This window comes from Streptomyces sp. NPDC055966 (assembly GCF_042269865.1).
Classification (GTDB): Bacteria; Actinomycetota; Actinomycetes; order Streptomycetales; family Streptomycetaceae; genus Streptomyces.
The window spans coordinates 165,849-181,501 of sequence record NZ_JBHJYK010000003.1; the positions used below are offsets into that span (position 1 = coordinate 165,849).

Genomic DNA, 15,653 nt, shown 5'->3' on the forward strand with positions numbered 1-15,653 from the left:
CATAACAGACCACAACTCACCACCCCCAGGATCATCACAATCAAACAAAGAACACCAACAGAAGTGTTCAATTACTAAACGCGGAGGCGTAGGTTCCGCTGAGGATCAGTTCGCGCAACGAAGCGAGTACTCATGCAAACCCCCACATACGGACCGACGAATCTGGCGGCGGGGCTACAGCTCCCCGTCAACTGGCTGGACTACACGATCCTGGCGATCTACTTCGTCGTCGTGCTCGGCATCGGCTTCGCGGCCCGCCGCTCGGTGAAGACCAGCCTCGACTTCTTCCTCTCGGGACGCTCGCTGCCCGCCTGGATCACCGGCCTCGCCTTCATCTCGGCGAACCTGGCGGCCACCGAGATCCTGGGCATGGCCGCGAACAGCGCCCAGTACGGCGCCTACACCGTGCACTGGTACTGGATCGGGGCCATCCCGGCCATGGTCTTCCTGGGCCTGGTGATGATGCCCTTCTACTACGGCAGCAAGGTCCGCTCGGTCCCCGAGTTCCTGCTGCTGCGCTTCGACCGGGCCGCCCACCTGCTCAGTTCCATCCTGTTCGCGCTCGCCGCGATCCTGATCGCGGGCGTCAACCTCTACGCCCTCGCGATCGTCGTCGAGGCGCTGCTGGGCTGGCCGCAGTGGGTCGCGATCGTCGTCGCCGGCGCGTTCGTCCTCGCGTACATCACCCTCGGCGGCCTCTCCTCGGCGATCTACAACGAGGTGCTCCAGTTCTTCGTGATCCTGGCCGCCCTCATCCCGATCGCCGTCCTCGGCCTGAAGAAGGTCGGCGGCTGGGGCGGTCTGACCCACAAGCTCACCGAGTCCCACGGGCACAACTTCACCACCGCCTGGGGCGGGACCGGCATCGGCAGCGTCAACCCGCTCGGCGCGAACTGGCTGACCATCGTCCTCGGCCTCGGCTTCGTCCTCTCCTTCGGCTACTGGACGACGAACTTCGCCGAGGTGCAGCGCGCCCTGTCCGCGAAGAACCTCTCCGCCGGTCAGCGCACCCCGCTGATCGCCGCCTACCCGAAGATCTTCATCGTCTTCCTGGTGATGATCCCGGGCCTGGTCGCCGCCGCGGTCGTCCCGCACTTCGGCACCGCCGCCTCCGGCTACCAGTACAACGACGCCATCCCCTACCTGATGCAGGAGCTGCTGCCCAACGGCGTGCTCGGCATCGCGGTCACCGGTCTGCTCGCCGCCTTCATGGCCGGCATGGCGGCCAACGTGTCGTCGTTCAACACCGTGTTCACGAACGACATCTGGGCCAAGTACGTGGTGCGCGGCCGCGAGGACGCCTACTACGTCCGCTTCGGCCGCCTGATCACCGCCATCGGCGTGGCCGCCTCGGTCGGCACGGCGTTCCTGGCGTCCTCGTTCTCGAACATCATGAGCTACCTCCAGACGCTGTTCTCCTTCTTCAACGTGCCGATGTTCGTCGTCTTCATCGTCGGCATGTTCTGGAAGCGCGCCTCGGCCAAGTCCGGCTTCTGGGGCCTGCTCGCGGGCACCGTGACCGCGATGGTCAACTACTTCGTGCTCTACAAGAAGGGCATCATCTCGCTCCCCTCCGACCAGGGCGCCAACTTCGTCTCCGCCATCGCGGGGTTCGTCGCCGGCGCGGTCGTGATGATCGCGGTGTCCTTCTTCACGAAGCCGAAGCCGGCGGAGGAACTCCAGGGCCTGGTCTACGGCACCCGCTCCCCCGGCATGGCCGAGGCGCCCGCCGCCGGCGACGACGCCTGGTACCGCAAGCCGGCCCTGCTGGGCTGGGGCGCGGTCGTCCTGGCCGCCGCCTGCTACATCCCGTTCTCGTTCTGACGCGGAAGGACCGAGGAAATCATGAGCGACAACGCGCACGACGGCTTCCACTACAGCGAGGAGGACGTCCAGCGGGAGGTCACCGAGCTGGAGAGCAAGTCCGCGACGGCGGCCCGCATCTTCGACCTGCGCCGCATCATCGGCGGCCTGTTCGTGCTGTACGGCGTCATCGTCACGATCACCGGCATCACCGACTCGCAGTCGGCCATCGACAAGGCCCAGGGCGTCAACATCAACCTCTGGACCGGGATCGGCATGCTGCTGCTGGGAGCGTTCTTCCTGGTGTGGCTGAAGTTGCGACCGACACCTCCGGCGGTTTCGCCGCAGGAGACGCAGGGGGAGTAAGGCTCCGTTCCCGACTGCGGGTGCGCGGAGGCTGGTCGCGCCCACGCGGCGAAGCCGCAAATCGACACAGCCCCGCGCCCCTTCGGGGCGCTTACTCCGGGCCGGAGTTCAAAGGCCCCGCCCTGTCCAGCAACCCCGTCCTCGCGGCCAGTGCCGCCGCCTCCAGCCTCGACCCCACCCCCAGTTTCATCAGCACCCGCTGCACATGCGTGCGTGCGGTGCTCGGGGCGATGCCCATGCCGGCCGCGATCAGGCGGGTGTCCTCGCCGTCGGCCACCCGGACCAGCACCTCCACCTCCCGCGGCGTGAGCATCTCCAGCAGCCGCTGCGCCTCGTCGTCGGGCTGGGCCGCAGGGTTGAGCAGTTCCCCGAACGCGCCCTGGAGCAGCTGCGGAGCCACCGCGGCCTCCCCCGCCCGGGCCTTCATGATGGCCCGCTCGACGCCCTCGATCCGCTCGTCGTGCCGGACGTACCCCGAAGCCCCCGACGCGAACGCCGCCGCGATGCCGCGCGGCGACGGCACCGGGCCGAGCACCACCACCGCCACCTGCGGCCGCTCCCGCTTGATCTTTACCACCGGGTCGAAGACGCCCGGTTCGGCCGGTGCCGCCGTACCCAGCAGGCACACCTCGGGCGCCCGTGCGATCACCAGGTCCGCCGCGCCCGCGGCCGGTGCCGCGGCGGCGAGCACCCGGTGCCCGCGCAGCTTGAGCGCCGACGCCAGCGCCTCCGCGAGCAGGCGATGGTCGTCGACGACCATGAGCCGTACTCCCATAGAGCCACCCCCCAGTCCCCCCGTGGACGCCCCACTATGGACGTCCACCGGTCCGCAAGGACAGAGGGCCCCCCGGCACCTCGCCCTTCATGCCCCCGGAAGCTACACGCTTGTTCGACGTATTGCTGCCCCTCTTGATGAGAAGTGCCCCGGATCGATGAAATCCGGGGCACTTCTTGGTATGTCACCCATTCGGGCGAAGGCGCGCGAGGCTCAGCCCTTGGTGCCGAACGCCGTCACCAGATACTGCTTGCCGGCCCCCGCGTACGGCTTGTTGGCGAACACCGCCGACATGAACAGCCGGCCGTCGCCGAAGAGGATCTCCGCGGAGTCCGGCAGCATGCTGGTCTCCGCGTTCCGCACGTCCTGGGCGGCGGGGTTCTCCAGCAGCTCGGTGGCCTTGGAGCCGACGCCGTCGATGCTGACGATCTGGCCGCCCTTGTTGTACGGCGGCCGCTTGTAGGCGAGCAGGTTCGAGCCGTCCATGCGCAGCGGGGAGAGCGTGTAGCCGTCCCCGGCCTCGACGCGCTGGCCGGTCGGCTTTCCGGTGTTCAGGTCGAAGGAGACGATCTCGTTGGTGCTGCCGAACTCGCCGTTGCCGTCGTGTTCCGCGGTCGGCAGGTACAGCCTGCCGCCACCGACGACGATCTCCTTGCAGCTCTCGACGGTCGTGGTCTCGCAGTGGCCGCCGTAGGTGTCGTTCGGCGCGGAGATGTGGGCGAGCAGCTTGCCGGTCTTGTCGTCGACGGAGAAGTACTCCAGGGACTTGCTGTCGGAGCCGGCCTGGGCCGCCACCACCAGCGGGTCGGTGGAGACGACGGACGCGTAGTCGATGCCCGAGTCCATCGTGTAGTCGGCGATCACCTTGCCCGACCGCGGGTCGATGTTCTGGATGTGCACCTGCTGGTTGCCGAAATCGCCGCACTTGCGCACCGCGACCAGCTTGGCGCCGCCGCCGTAGCCCGCGTCGTAACAGGTGTCGTCCGCCTTGGGCTGCCACAGCACCGTGCCGGAGTCCAGGTCGAGCGCGGCGCCGCCGCTGGTGCTGCCGACCGCGACGGTGTGCTGAGCGACCGTCACATTCTCGAAACTGATCGGAGAGTCACCGGAGTTGACCGACTTCGTCCACAGCTTCTTGCCCGTGTCGAGGTCGATCGCGGCGATCTGGGTGCAGCCCGCGAAGGAGTTCTTGCCGGGCATCTTCGGCTGGTAGGCGATCGCCGTCCGGTTGTCCGCGCCGATGTGCTCGCTGGCCTGGCAGACCGGGCCGGGCAGCTTGATCGTCCACCGCTTGGCGCCCGTGGCCGGGTCGTAGCCGACGACCTCGGCGATGCCGCTCTTCGCGTACACCTTGTCGGTCAGCCACGAGCCCGGGGTGCTGACCAGGTTGTCCGTCGTGGGCATCGGGACCTGGAACAGCACGCCGGCGGCGGGGTTCGCGGGCACCTTCTCCCTGCCCCCAGAACCGCCGGTGCCGCCGGTGCCGCCGGCGCCGTTCTTGCCGCCGCTGGAGGAGGCGGTGTCGCTCTTCTTGCCGTCGCCGCCGGAGGAACCGGCGTACCAGATTCCGCCGCCGACGATCAGCGCGATGGCGACGACCGCCGCGACGACGATGAACAGGGCGGTGTTGTTCCGGCCGCCACCGGCCGGCGCCGGCTGCATCGGCACGGTCTGCGGCTGGCCCGGATAGCCGTAGCCCGGCTGCGCGCCCTGCATCGGCTGTGTGGGCTGCGCGTACGGGTTCTGCGCTCCGGGAGCGCCGTAGGGGGCGGCCGCCGGCTGCCCGCCCGGGTATCCGTAGCCGGGCTGCGGCGGCTGCGGGGCCGGCGCCTGCTGCGGGTAGCCGTAACCGGGCTGGGGCTGTTGCGGGTAGCCGTAACCGGGCTGCGGCTGCTGGGCCGGCGGCGCGGGGGGCGCCGGCGGGGCGGCCGGCGGCTGGTCCTGCGGCGCGCCCGGCGGCGGGGCCGGGGGGCCGAAGCCGGGCTGCTGCGGGGGCTGGTTCGGCGGCGGAGGGGGCGGCTGGGTCATGACGTGGTACCTCGGTGAGGCGGGGCCGGCGGACGGCCTGACGGCACAGGGACGGGGACGTGGACGGACGGGGAAGGCGACGCAGGCCGCGGCTCAGTTGCCGAAGGCCATGATCAGCTTCTCCTTCGTCTTGTCATTGCCGGACAGCCGGCCGGACGAGATGAGGAACCGCCCGCCGGACCAGTCGATGACGCCGTCGTAGAAGGTGTCCTCGATCCGGGCCGTGCCCGAGGGGTTCTGGAGCAGCTTGGAGGTCGGGTGCGAGGAGCCGCCGAGCGGGATCGAGACCACCTGGCCGCCCGCGTCGTACGACGGCTGCACGTACGCGACGAGCTTGCCGCCGTCTTCCTTCATCGGGTACATCGGCTCGTCCGCCGGGGACTTGGCCCGCCACCTCGCCTTGCCGTCGGCGAGGCTGACCGCGACGATCTCGTTGGCGCTGCTGGTGGTGTCCGTCGGCAGGTACAGCGTGTCGGCGTCCGCGACGACGCCCTGGCAGCCCTGGAGGTCGCGTTCGAGGATCTGCCAGCCGCAGCGCGGGGCGAACTTCTCGTCGACCTTCACCTCGGAGCGGAACCTGCCGTCCTTGGTGAAGGTGGAGATGTTCCACGCCTTCTTGTCCTGGTTGGTCAGGTAGACCACCAGCGGGTCGACGGAGAACATCCGGCTGACCTGCCAGCCCTTCTTCACCGCCTGGGTCCACTTGACCTTGCCCGTGGCCGGGTCGAGCTCCTGGATCTCGTCGTGCTCGCCGGACGTGCCGGCGCCGCACGAGGCCACCTGGATCAGCCGGCTCGCGCTTCCCGCGTACGCGGCCGGGAAACAGGCCGAGCCGTACTTCTTCTCGTCGTACAGCTTCTTGCCGCTGTCGATGTCGTACGCCGTGCCCGACTCCGACCGGGCGACCATCAGCGTCCTGCCGCTCACGGTCAGCTCGACGTTGAGCGCGCTGTCGAACAGCCCGCCGTCGGCGACCTCGCCGCTCCAGCCCTTCTGGCCGGTCGCGAGGTCGATCTGCTGGAGCTGGTTGCACTTGGCGTTGTCGCTGACACCGCTCATGTACGCCACGACGACCTTGTCGTCGGCCGACTTCTGCGGGGTGACCGCGCAGATCTTCTGCGGGAAGCCGATCGGGGCCCAGGCGGGCTTGCCGTCGCCGATGCCGTAGGCGAAGACCTGCTTGTACGCCGCCTTCACCGCCACCTTGTCGGTGATCCACATGCCGGGGGCGTCGGCGCCGGAACCGGGCACGTCCGGGGCCGACTGGTACCAGAGCACCTTCGCCTCGCCGGCCTGGCGGCCCGAGTTGAGGTTCTCCGGGTCGTCGCCGCCGCCGCTGCTGGAGGGGCTCGGCGAGCCGGAGGCGTTCTTGGGGTCGTCGCTCTGCTGGGCGACGGGCTTCTTCTTGCCGTCGCCGCCGCTGGTGACCGCGTACACGGTGCCGCCGATGACGGCCAGCGCGGCCACCACGGCACCGACGATCAGCGCCGTCTTCCGCCTGCCGCCCCCGGCACCCGGCGCGCCGGCGGGCGCGCCCGGGTACGGCGGCTGCTGCGGGTACCCGAAACCGGGCTGCTGCGGCTGCTGCGGGTAGCCGTAGGGGCCCGGAGTACCGGGCGGCGTCGGGGAGTTGTACGGGTTCTGGGCGCCGGGCGCGGCCGGGGCGCCATACGGGCCGGGCTGCTGGGGGTAGCCGTAACCGGGCTGGGGTCCGGCCGGGGGCTGCGGCGGGGCCGCGGGCGGCTGGGCCGGCGGCGGAGGGGTGCCCTGCGGTGCGGCCGGAGGGGTCTGCGGGGCGCTCGGAGGGCCGAAACCGCCCTGGGCCGGCGGCGTTTGCGGGGCTCCGAATCCGCCGCCCGGCGGCTGGTCCTGCGGCGCTCCGAAACCGCCCTGCGGCGGCTGGTTGGGCGGCTGGGTCATCAGCGCTCTTCCCCCTCGTTCACTGATTTTTAGCCACGCCCTGAGGATCTTGACGGACCCTGGGTCGTTACTCAGACAGTTCTCAGACGGCCCTTTCTATCACCCGCCCCTGACAGCGCACGGGCCCGGATCCGTCGCTGTTCCCAAGGGAGAACCGGCCCGTGATGCCGCCGTTACGCGCCTTCACGCCCCCTTCACGCGGTGCACGCGAGGAGGGGGCGCGGTGGCTGGTTCACGTCGTGGAGGGAGGGCCCGCGCTACGCGTCCTCGGCCAACTCCAGCCAGCGCATCTCCAGTTCCTCACGCTCCGAGGCGAGGTCGCGCAGCTGGGCGTCCAGGTCGGCGACCTTCGCGAAGTCGGTGGCGTTCTCGGCGATCCGCGCGTGCAGCGTGGACTCCTTCTCGGAGATCTTGTCCAACTGGCGCTCGATCTTCTGGAGTTCCTTCTTGGCGGCGCGCTGGTCGGCGGCGGTCTTCTCCTGCGTGGCCGGCTTGGGAGCCGCGGCGGAGGGCTGCGCGGCGACCGCCTCCTCCATGCGCCGGCGCCGCTCCAGGTACTCGTCGATGCCGCGCGGCAGCATCCGCAGGGCGCCGTCGCCGAGGAGGGCGAACACCCGGTCCGTGGTGCGCTCGACGAAGAACCGGTCGTGGGAGATGACGATCATCGAGCCGGGCCAGCCGTCGAGGACGTCCTCCAGCTGGGTGAGGGTCTCGATGTCGAGGTCGTTGGTGGGCTCGTCCAGGAAGAGGACGTTGGGCTCGTCCATCAGGAGGCGCAGGAGCTGGAGCCGGCGCCGCTCACCACCGGAGAGGTCGCCGACCGGCGTCCACTGCTTCTCCTTGTTGAAGCCGAACGTCTCGCACAGCTGCCCGGCGGTCATCTCGCGCCCCTTGCCGAGGTCCACGCGCTCGCGTACCCGCTGCACGGCCTCCAGGACCCGCCAGGTGGGGTCGAGTTCGGCGACCTCCTGGGAGAGGTAGGCGAGCTTGACCGTCCTGCCGACCGCGATACGGCCCGCCGCCGGCTGCTCCTCGCCCTCGGTGCGGGCCGCTTCGGCCATGGCGCGCAGCAGCGAGGTCTTGCCGGCGCCGTTCACGCCGACGAGGCCGATCCGGTCGCCCGGGCCGAGCTGCCAGGTGACGTGCTTGAGCAGCACCTTCGGCCCGGCCTGCACGGTGATGTCCTCAAGGTCGAAGACCGTCTTGCCGAGCCGCGAGGAGGCGAACTTCATCAGCTCCGAGCTGTCCCGGGGCGGCGGCACGTCCGCGATCAGCTCGTTGGCGGCCTCGACCCGGAAGCGCGGCTTGGACGTACGGGCGGGGGCGCCGCGGCGCAGCCAGGCCAGCTCCTTGCGCACCAGGTTCTGCCGCTTGGTCTCCTCGGTGGCGGCGATGCGCTCGCGCTCGGCGCGGGCGAAGACGTAGTCGGAGTAGCCGCCCTCGTACTCGTACACGTCGCCGCGCTGCACGTCCCACATGCGGGTGCAGACCTGGTCGAGGAACCACCGGTCGTGCGTCACGCAGACCAGCGCGGACCGTCGGTTCTGCAGGTGCCGGGCGAGCCAGGCGATGCCCTCGACGTCGAGGTGGTTGGTGGGCTCGTCGAGGACGAGCAGGTCCTGTTCCTCGATGAGCAGCTTGGCGAGCGCGATCCGGCGCCGCTCGCCACCGGACAGCGGTCCGATGACGGTGTCGAGCCCCTTCGGGAAGCCGGGCAGGTCGAGCCCGCCGAACAGTCCGGTCAGTACGTCTCTGACCTTGGCGTTTCCGGCCCACTCGTGGTCCGCCATGTCGCCGATGACCTCGTGCCGGACGGTGGCGGCGGGGTCGAGGGAGTCGTGCTGGGTGAGCACGCCGAGGCGCAGCCCGCCGGAGTGCGTGACGCGTCCGGTGTCGGCCTCCTCCAGCTTGGCGAGCATCCGGATGAGGGTGGTCTTGCCGTCGCCGTTGCGACCCACCACGCCGATCCGGTCACCCTCCGACACGCCGAGTGAGACGCCGTCCAGCAGGGCACGGGTGCCGTACACCTTGCTGACGTTCTCGACATTGACCAGGTTGACGGCCATTTCACTCCTGTGCGCGGGGGTCGGTCAGCCTTCTAGCGTAGGGCCTCGGGGGGCGGGGGCGGGGAGCGAGGGGGTAGTCACTCTTTGTGATGACGTGATCGGGAGCGGGCCGCTACCGTGGAGGGCAGGCAGCAGGATCCCGTCCATGGGAGGAACCATGACAGCCCAGCGTGCTGAGCAGCCGGAATGGCGAATGCCCCCGCTGGACGGCTACACCATTGACGACCTGCTCACCTTGCCGGATCTCCCGCCGCACACAGAATTGATCGACGGGAGCCTGGTCCTTGTGAGCCCGCAGCGCTACTTCCACTTCGCCACGATCGACCTGCTGGTGAGCGGCCTGCGCCAGACCGTGCCGTCTGACCTGAAGGTCGCGCGTGAGATGACGGTGGTACTGGATCGCCGCAACGGCCCCGAGCCCGACATCTCCGTGATCAAGGCTGCCGCGAGGAAGGGACTGGACCAGACGTACTTCGAAGGAAAGGACGTGGTGCTCGCCGTAGAAGTCATCTCTCCGGAGTCCGAGGCCCGGGATCGGCTGACCAAGACGCACAAGTACGCGGCGGCAGGTATCCGGTACTACTGGCTGGTCGAGATGACCGAGCCGCACGACCACCCCGTTGTCGAGGTCTTCGAACTCTCGGCGGACACAGGGACGTATCGGTCGACCGGCACCTACCGGGACCGCGTCAAGGTCGACAAGCCATACCCCATCGACATCGACCTGACGGCGATCGACGAGCTCTGAGGGGACGTCCCTCAGACCACCGTCGCCCCCGCCACCGGCCCCTCCGCCATCCGCACGGCCCTGCACGTCCCCGACGACCGCAGGGCCGCGGCCACCTTCTCCGCCGACTCCGCATCACGCGCGAGGAACGCCGTCGTAGGCCCGGAACCCGAGACCAGCGCGGTAAGCGCACCCGCCCCCCGCCCCGCCTCCAGCGTGTCCGCCAACTCCGGGAACAGGGACAGTGCCGCAGGCTGAAGGTCATTGGACACGGCCGCCGCCAGCGCCTCCACGTCCCCCTTCGCCAGCGCCTCCAGCAGCTCCGCCGAAGCCACCGGCTCCGGGATCTCCCGCCCCTCCGCCAGCCGGTCGAACTCGCGGAAGACCGCCGGGGTCGACAGCCCCCGCTCGGCCATCGCGAACACCCAGTGGAAGGTGCCGCCGGTCTCCAGGGCCGTCAGCTGCTCGCCGCGCCCGACCCCCAGAGCCGTGCCCCCCACCAGACTGAAGGGCACGTCACTGCCCAACTCGGCGCACACGGCGAGGAGTTCGGCCCGCGACGCACCCGTGCCCCACAACGTGTTGCAGGCGAGCAGCGCGCCCGCGCCGTCCGCACTGCCGCCCGCCATGCCGCCGGCGACCGGGATGTCCTTGGCGATGTGGATGTGGACGTTCGGTTCGATGCCCCGGCGCGCGGCCAGCGCGATCGCGGCGCGCGCGGCCAGGTTGGTGCGGTCCAGGGGGACCTCGGCGGCGTCCGGGCCCTCGCAGGTGACGCGGAGCTCGTCCGCGGGGGTCACCGTCACCTCGTCGTACAGGCCGACGGCGAGGAAGACGTTGGCCAGGTCGTGGAACCCGTCGGGGCGCGCGGCGCCGACCGCGAGCTGGACGTTGACCTTGGCCGGGACCCGTACCGTGACGCTCACTTGCCGCTCTCCCCCTGCTGCTTGTGCTCGGCGATCCGCGCGAACTCCTCCACCGTCAGCGCCTCCCCGCGCGCCTGCGGCGAGACCCCGGCCGCGACCAGGGCGGCCTCGGCGGCAGCGGCGGACCCGGCCCAGCCGGCGAGCGCCGCGCGCAGGGTCTTGCGGCGCTGCGCGAAGGCGGCGTCGACGACCGCGAAGACCTCTTCCCTGGTGGCCGTGGTCTTGATCGGCTCGGTCCGCCGGACCAGCGAGACCAGGCCGCTGTCGACGTTCGGCGCGGGCCAGAAGACGTTGCGGCCGATGGCCCCGGCGCGCTTCACCTCGGCGTACCAGTTGGCCTTCACGGACGGCACGCCGTACACCTTGGAGCCGGGCACGGCGGCGAGCCGGTCGGCGACCTCGGACTGCACCATCACGAGGGTGCGCTCGATGGTCGGGAACGTGGCCAGCATGTGCAGCAGCACGGGGACGGCGACGTTGTAGGGCAGGTTCGCCACCAGGGCCGTCGGGGCCGGGCCGGGCAGGTCGGTGACGTGCATCGCGTCGGAGTGGACCAGCGCGAACCGGCCGGCGCGCGCCGGCATGCGCGCGGTGACGGTCGCGGGCAGCGCGCCGGCCAGGACGTCGTCGATCTCGACGGCGGTGACCCGGTCGGCGGCCTCCAGCAGCGCGAGCGTGAGGGAGCCGAGCCCCGGGCCGACCTCGACGACCACGTCGTCGGGGCGGACCTCGGCGGTGCGGACGATGCGGCGGACCGTGTTGGCGTCGATCACGAAGTTCTGGCCGCGCTGCTTGGTGGGACGGACACCGAGCGCGGCCGCCAGCTCACGGATGTCGGCGGGGCCGAGGAGGGCGTCGGGGGTGGGGCTGCTCACGGGACAAGGGTACGGGGCGGTGACCCCTGGTCCGCCCGCCGATCGGAACGAAGCCGCCTAGCCGTGCAGCTTCGCCCCGCAGTGCGGCCAGGGTGTCGTCCCCCGCCGCGTGTACAGCTTCTTCGCGCGGAACGTCTGTTCGTCGGCCGACGCGTCCTGGGGGCGGCCGTCGCCGCCGAGGCTGTGCCAGGTGTGGGTGTCGAACTGGTAGAGCCCGCCGTACGTCCCCGAGGCGTCGACCGCGTCCGGGCGGCCGCCGGACTCGCAGGCGGCGAGGCCCTGCCAGTTCAGGCCGTCGGCGCCGTCCACGGAGGCGGGCGGTTTCTTCGTGCCCACCTTCACGATCTGCGGGCGCGGCGTGCGGACCACCTCGGAGGTCACCCGGCGCGGCTTCTCCTGCACCCCGTTGACGGTGCGCAGCAGGTAGACGTCGCGCCGCAGTCCGGGCCGGCCGGGCTGGGCGACGACCTCGGTGCCCTGGAAGAGGGTGGGATCCTCGGTGCGCTCGGTCGCGAACGGGAGCTCCTCCTCGCGGATCTCCCGGACGCCGCTGACCCGCAGCACGGTGATCGTCTGTCCGTCGCGCGGGAAGCTGTCGGGCGGGACGGAGGTGGTGTCCTGGCCGTTCAGGGTGACCCCGGCCTCCTCGACCGCCTGCGCGACGGTGGCCGCGTTGGTGCGGATGGTGCGGGCCCGGCCGTCGGCCATGACCGTGACGGCGCGTTCGGTGCGCACGTCGAGCGCGAGCCCGGAGCGTCCGATGGGCTGGGCGCGCGAGGTGGACAGATACGCGCCCTCGGCGCGCACGCCGAGCTCCGCCAGCGCTCCCGCCACGGTGTGCGCCGTCGTCCACACCTCGCGCTGTTCGCCGTCCAGCGTGAGCCGGACGGGGCGCCCGTAGCGCACGGCGATGGCGTCGCCGCTGGCGAGCACCGCGTCGGGGGCGGGCGCGACCATGTCGTGCGACCCCACGCGTACGCCCTGGTCCTCCAGCAGCTCGCGCACGTCGTCGGCGAAGGTGTGCAGGGTGCGCGGCTTGCCGTCGACGGTCAGCTCGACCGCCTTGTCCTTGGCGATGAACGCGGTGGTGCCGCCGGCCAGGAAGGCCACGACCAGCGCCTGCGGCAGCAGACGGCGCGCGGTGGACTCCGGGCGCGCGGCGCCGCGCCCCCTGCGTCGGCGCGCGGCACGCCGACTCGCTCCGGCGGGCGTCCCGGTGTCGCACTCTGTCGTGTGCGCCTCTTCCTCCAGCGCGCTCCCGGCGTGCGCGCCGACCGTGTCCCAGCCCGCGTCCCAGCCCGCGCCGCCCTGCCGGGGCAGCACCGGCTCGGTGACGTAGTACGCCTGCGCCTCGTAGGCGGGCCGGTAGGTGTCCTCGTACGGCCCGTACGACTGGGTCTCCGTGTGGTGCACGGACGCGCCGCGGCCGTACACCAGGGCGGAGACCCTGCCGGGGCCGTACGGCGGGGCGGAGACGTCAGGGCCGTACGGCTCGTACTGCTCGAACGTCTCGTACTGCGACTTGCTCACACCGACACGCTCCAGAGGCGCCAGAGGGGTCCGGATCGGGCCCCCAGAACCTAGCGGAGCGGTCGTCACTCTCCAAAGCGACGCGACTACGCACTGTTGCCCGTACGCGCGTGTGTGCCGCGTGTTCCGTGTGCGCTCAGTAACCGAAGGCGCGGGCGGTGTTCGCGGCCAGGGCCGTGGCCAGCGTGTCCTCGTCGAGGCCGCGCACGGCGGCCATGGCATGCACGGTGACCGGGATCAGATACGGAGCGTTGGGCCGGCCCCGGTAGGGCGCCGGGGTCAGGAAGGGCGCGTCGGTCTCCACGAGGACCAGTTCCAGCGGGGCGACGGCGAGGGCGTCCCGCAGGTTCTGGGCGTTCTTGAAGGTGACGTTGCCGGCGAAGGACATGAAGTAGCCCTCGCGCGCGCAGATCTCCGCCATCTCGGCGTCGCCGGAGTAGCAGTGGAAGACGGTGCGCTCGGGGGCGCCCTCCTCCTTCAGGACGCGCAGGACGTCGGCGTGCGCGTCGCGGTCGTGGATGACGAGCGCCTTGCCGTGCCGCTTGGCGATCTCGATGTGGGCGCGGAAGGACCGCTCCTGGGCGGCCTTGCCCTCGGGGCCGGTGCGGAAGTGGTCCAGGCCCGTCTCGCCGACGCCCTTGACCTGCGCCAGCCCGGCCAGCCGGTCGATCTCGGCGAGGGCCTCGTCCAGTGCCGCGTCTCCGCCCGGCTCGCGGGCGCCCTGCCGCGACCAGCCGTCGGGGTCTCCGTGCACGATGCGCGGGGCCTCGTTGGGGTGCAGGGCGACGGTGGCGTGCACGCTGTCGTACGCGGCCGCGGTCTCGGCGGCCCACCGCGAGCCCTTGAGGTCGCAGCCGACCTGGACGACGGTCGTCACCCCCACCGACGCGGCCTTCGCGAGGCCCTCCTCGACCGTGCCCGACTGCATGTCGAGGTGGGTGTGGGAGTCGGCGACGGGCACCGTGAGGGGTGGCGGCAGCGGCGGTGCGCTGTTCTTGTCGTCCTTGGTGCTCTGGCCGGCGTTCGAAGGCATGCCCCGATCCTACGAAAGGGGCATGCCGCCGGACGCCGGCGCCCGCTCAGCCCGCCTTGCGCTGGAACGGGTGCAGGAGATCCGACAGATGCCAGTGGTGCGGTTCCCGGGGCAGCTCGGGCGCCACGGCCCCGGAGGGCACCGCGGGGGTCTCGACCGGGCCCGCCTGCGGCACGCTGTGCCGGTGCTCCGCGGTGCCGCACACCGAGGAGACCTGCCCGGCGCGCATGATCCGCACGACGTGACCGTCGCAGTTGTGGCAGCTGGGCCTGCTCAGCGGCGACGGCACGACCCGGCCGTCGGCCACGTACAGCACGAACTCCTGCCCGTCGGCATCCTTGTGGTGCTCTATCTCGTACGACTGCTCCCAGCCGTGCCCGCAGCGCATGCAGGCGAACGAATACGACTCGTGAACGACGGCTGTGGCCGTACCGCGGAGGCCGGTCTGCCCTGCGATCTCGCTCATGCCAGCTCCTCTGGTCCGCTGGTCGAGGGACCCGTGTGCGTCCCTTCGACCAGTGGACGCTTCCGTGGAGCCGAACGCATCCGGCCTGTCGAGTGTTGGAGGCGATTTGGCGCTTCCTTGCCGAATACGCCCCGTCCGGTCCCTTTTCGCTTTGCCATCGGCGACAGCCTTTTGCCGTCCCATGGCCCACTCGCTCACCCGAGAACACCCCTGCTCAGAGGGTGTTTTCCCGCAGGTGGGGGCGGGTCCCGAAACACCTCACCCGGCGGAGCGCTTGGCCGCCACCACGGCATCGAAAACGACCCTCTTCGGCAGCCCCGCCTCCACCGCCACCGCCGCGATGGCCTCCTTGCGCCGTTCCCCGGTCTCCTCCCGCACCCGCACGCGCCGCACCAGCTCCTCCGCGTCGAGTTCCTCGGGCCCGGCCTCGGGCGCCCCCTCGACCACGACGGTGATCTCCCCGCGCACCCCCTCCGCGGCCCACCGCGCCAGCTCGGCCAGCGGACCGCGCCGTACCTCCTCGTACGTCTTGGTCAGCTCGCGGCAGACGGCGGCCCGCCGCTCCGCGCCGAAGACCTCGGCCATGGCGGCGAGGGTGTCGTCGAGCCGGTGCGGGGCCTCGAAGTACACGAGGGTGCGGCGCTCGTCCGCGACCTCCCGCAGCCGGGACAGCCGCTCGCCCGCCTTGCGCGGCAGGAAGCCCTCGAAGCAGAACCGGTCGACGGGCAGCCCGGACAGGGCGAGCGCGGTGAGCACGGCGGACGGGCCGGGCACGGCGGTGACCTTGATGTCCTTCTCGACGGCCGCCGCGACGAGCCGGTAGCCCGGGTCGGAGACGGACGGCATCCCGGCGTCCGTCACGAGCAGCACGCGCGCGCCGCCGAGCAGCTCCTCGACCAGCTCCGGGGTGCGGGCGGACTCGTTTCCCTCGAAGTACGACACCACGCGCCCCTTGGGCATGACGCCGAGCGCCTGGGTGAGCCGGCGCAGCCGCCGGGTGTCCTCGGCGGCGACCACGTCGGCGCCGGCCAGCTCCTCGGCGAGCCGGGGCGGCGCGTCCGCGATGTCGCCGATGGGGGTACCTGCGAGGACAAGGGTTCCAGTCACACCCCCATCCTCCCAGGAACCACTGACAGTC

At 71.2% G+C, this 15,653-nt stretch carries 13 protein-coding genes; 3 read left to right on the forward strand and 10 right to left on the reverse strand.

Annotation, left to right across the window (positions count from 1 at the left end):
* The first annotated feature begins 132 nt into the window (after positions 1 to 132).
* Positions 133 to 1,824: a sodium:solute symporter family protein gene (locus ACFC8N_RS07640; RefSeq protein WP_376287324.1), complete on the forward strand. Its 1,692-nt coding sequence runs from the start codon at positions 133 to 135 to the stop codon at positions 1,822 to 1,824.
* 21 nt (positions 1,825 to 1,845) lie between these two features.
* On the forward strand, positions 1,846 to 2,169 hold the full coding sequence (locus ACFC8N_RS07645) for a hypothetical protein (RefSeq protein WP_362821456.1): 324 nt from the start codon (positions 1,846 to 1,848) through the stop codon (positions 2,167 to 2,169).
* Between the two features lie 91 nt (positions 2,170 to 2,260).
* On the opposite strand, the gene ACFC8N_RS07650 is transcribed toward ACFC8N_RS07645, so the two are convergent.
* The 4 genes from ACFC8N_RS07650 to ACFC8N_RS07665 form a co-directional block, all read right to left on the reverse strand.
* The gene (locus ACFC8N_RS07650) at positions 2,261 to 2,944 is read right to left on the reverse strand and encodes a LuxR C-terminal-related transcriptional regulator (RefSeq protein WP_376287326.1); all 684 of its coding nucleotides are present in this window, start codon (positions 2,942 to 2,944) and stop codon (positions 2,261 to 2,263) included.
* Between the two features lie 213 nt (positions 2,945 to 3,157).
* Positions 3,158 to 4,972: a PQQ-binding-like beta-propeller repeat protein gene (locus ACFC8N_RS07655; protein WP_376287328.1), complete on the reverse strand. Its 1,815-nt coding sequence runs from the start codon at positions 4,970 to 4,972 to the stop codon at positions 3,158 to 3,160.
* A gap of 93 nt (positions 4,973 to 5,065) precedes the next feature.
* Positions 5,066 to 6,892 carry a PQQ-binding-like beta-propeller repeat protein gene (locus ACFC8N_RS07660; protein ID WP_376287330.1) on the reverse strand — a complete coding sequence of 609 codons (1,827 nt, stop codon included), beginning with the start codon at positions 6,890 to 6,892 and terminating at the stop codon, positions 5,066 to 5,068.
* Positions 6,893 to 7,149: 257 nt separating this feature from the next.
* Positions 7,150 to 8,958, reverse strand: a complete 1,809-nt coding sequence (locus tag ACFC8N_RS07665; protein ID WP_376287332.1) for an ABC-F family ATP-binding cassette domain-containing protein — start codon at positions 8,956 to 8,958, stop codon at positions 7,150 to 7,152.
* Between the two features lie 157 nt (positions 8,959 to 9,115).
* On the opposite strand from ACFC8N_RS07665, the gene ACFC8N_RS07670 reads away from it, so the two are divergent.
* Entirely contained in the window at positions 9,116 to 9,706 is a 591-nt protein-coding gene (locus ACFC8N_RS07670) for a Uma2 family endonuclease (RefSeq protein ID WP_356027311.1), read from the forward strand.
* A gap of 11 nt (positions 9,707 to 9,717) precedes the next feature.
* Here the strand turns inward: ACFC8N_RS07670 and ACFC8N_RS07675 are convergent, their stop codons facing one another.
* The 6 genes from ACFC8N_RS07675 to rsmI form a co-directional block, all read right to left on the reverse strand.
* Positions 9,718 to 10,611 carry a 4-(cytidine 5'-diphospho)-2-C-methyl-D-erythritol kinase gene (locus ACFC8N_RS07675; RefSeq protein ID WP_356027089.1) on the reverse strand — a complete coding sequence of 298 codons (894 nt, stop codon included), beginning with the start codon at positions 10,609 to 10,611 and terminating at the stop codon, positions 9,718 to 9,720.
* Positions 10,608 to 11,486 (reverse strand): 16S rRNA (adenine(1518)-N(6)/adenine(1519)-N(6))-dimethyltransferase RsmA, encoded by an 879-nt coding sequence (gene rsmA, locus ACFC8N_RS07680; RefSeq protein WP_376287334.1) that lies wholly within the window; start codon positions 11,484 to 11,486, stop codon positions 10,608 to 10,610. The genes ACFC8N_RS07675 and rsmA overlap by 4 nt, the downstream gene beginning before the upstream one ends.
* Positions 11,487 to 11,543: 57 nt before the next feature.
* A complete protein-coding gene (locus ACFC8N_RS07685; RefSeq protein ID WP_356027085.1) occupies positions 11,544 to 13,016 on the reverse strand; it encodes a ubiquitin-like domain-containing protein in 1,473 nt (490 codons plus the stop codon).
* 136 nt (positions 13,017 to 13,152) lie between these two features.
* The gene (locus tag ACFC8N_RS07690) at positions 13,153 to 14,049 is read right to left on the reverse strand and encodes a TatD family hydrolase (protein WP_376287337.1); all 897 of its coding nucleotides are present in this window, start codon (positions 14,047 to 14,049) and stop codon (positions 13,153 to 13,155) included.
* Between the two features lie 46 nt (positions 14,050 to 14,095).
* Positions 14,096 to 14,515, reverse strand: a complete 420-nt coding sequence (locus ACFC8N_RS07695; RefSeq protein ID WP_356027080.1) for a hypothetical protein — start codon at positions 14,513 to 14,515, stop codon at positions 14,096 to 14,098.
* 258 nt (positions 14,516 to 14,773) lie between these two features.
* Entirely contained in the window at positions 14,774 to 15,622 is an 849-nt protein-coding gene (rsmI, locus tag ACFC8N_RS07700) for a 16S rRNA (cytidine(1402)-2'-O)-methyltransferase (protein ID WP_376287339.1), read from the reverse strand.
* Positions 15,623 to 15,653 lie beyond the last annotated feature (31 nt).

Coding starts and splice junctions, on each gene's coding strand:
- ACFC8N_RS07670 (WP_356027311.1), top strand. CDS start 9,116: ATGACAGCCCAGCGTGCTGAGCAGCCGGAATGGCGAATGCCCCCGCTG.
- ACFC8N_RS07690 (WP_376287337.1), bottom strand. CDS start 14,049: ATGCCTTCGAACGCCGGCCAGAGCACCAAGGACGACAAGAACAGCGCA.
- ACFC8N_RS07650 (WP_376287326.1), bottom strand. CDS start 2,944: ATGGGAGTACGGCTCATGGTCGTCGACGACCATCGCCTGCTCGCGGAG.
- ACFC8N_RS07665 (WP_376287332.1), bottom strand. CDS start 8,958: ATGGCCGTCAACCTGGTCAATGTCGAGAACGTCAGCAAGGTGTACGGC.
- ACFC8N_RS07695 (WP_356027080.1), bottom strand. CDS start 14,515: ATGAGCGAGATCGCAGGGCAGACCGGCCTCCGCGGTACGGCCACAGCC.
- ACFC8N_RS07655 (WP_376287328.1), bottom strand. CDS start 4,972: ATGACCCAGCCGCCCCCTCCGCCGCCGAACCAGCCCCCGCAGCAGCCC.
- ACFC8N_RS07640 (WP_376287324.1), top strand. CDS start 133: ATGCAAACCCCCACATACGGACCGACGAATCTGGCGGCGGGGCTACAG.
- ACFC8N_RS07660 (WP_376287330.1), bottom strand. CDS start 6,892: ATGACCCAGCCGCCCAACCAGCCGCCGCAGGGCGGTTTCGGAGCGCCG.
- ACFC8N_RS07645 (WP_362821456.1), top strand. CDS start 1,846: ATGAGCGACAACGCGCACGACGGCTTCCACTACAGCGAGGAGGACGTC.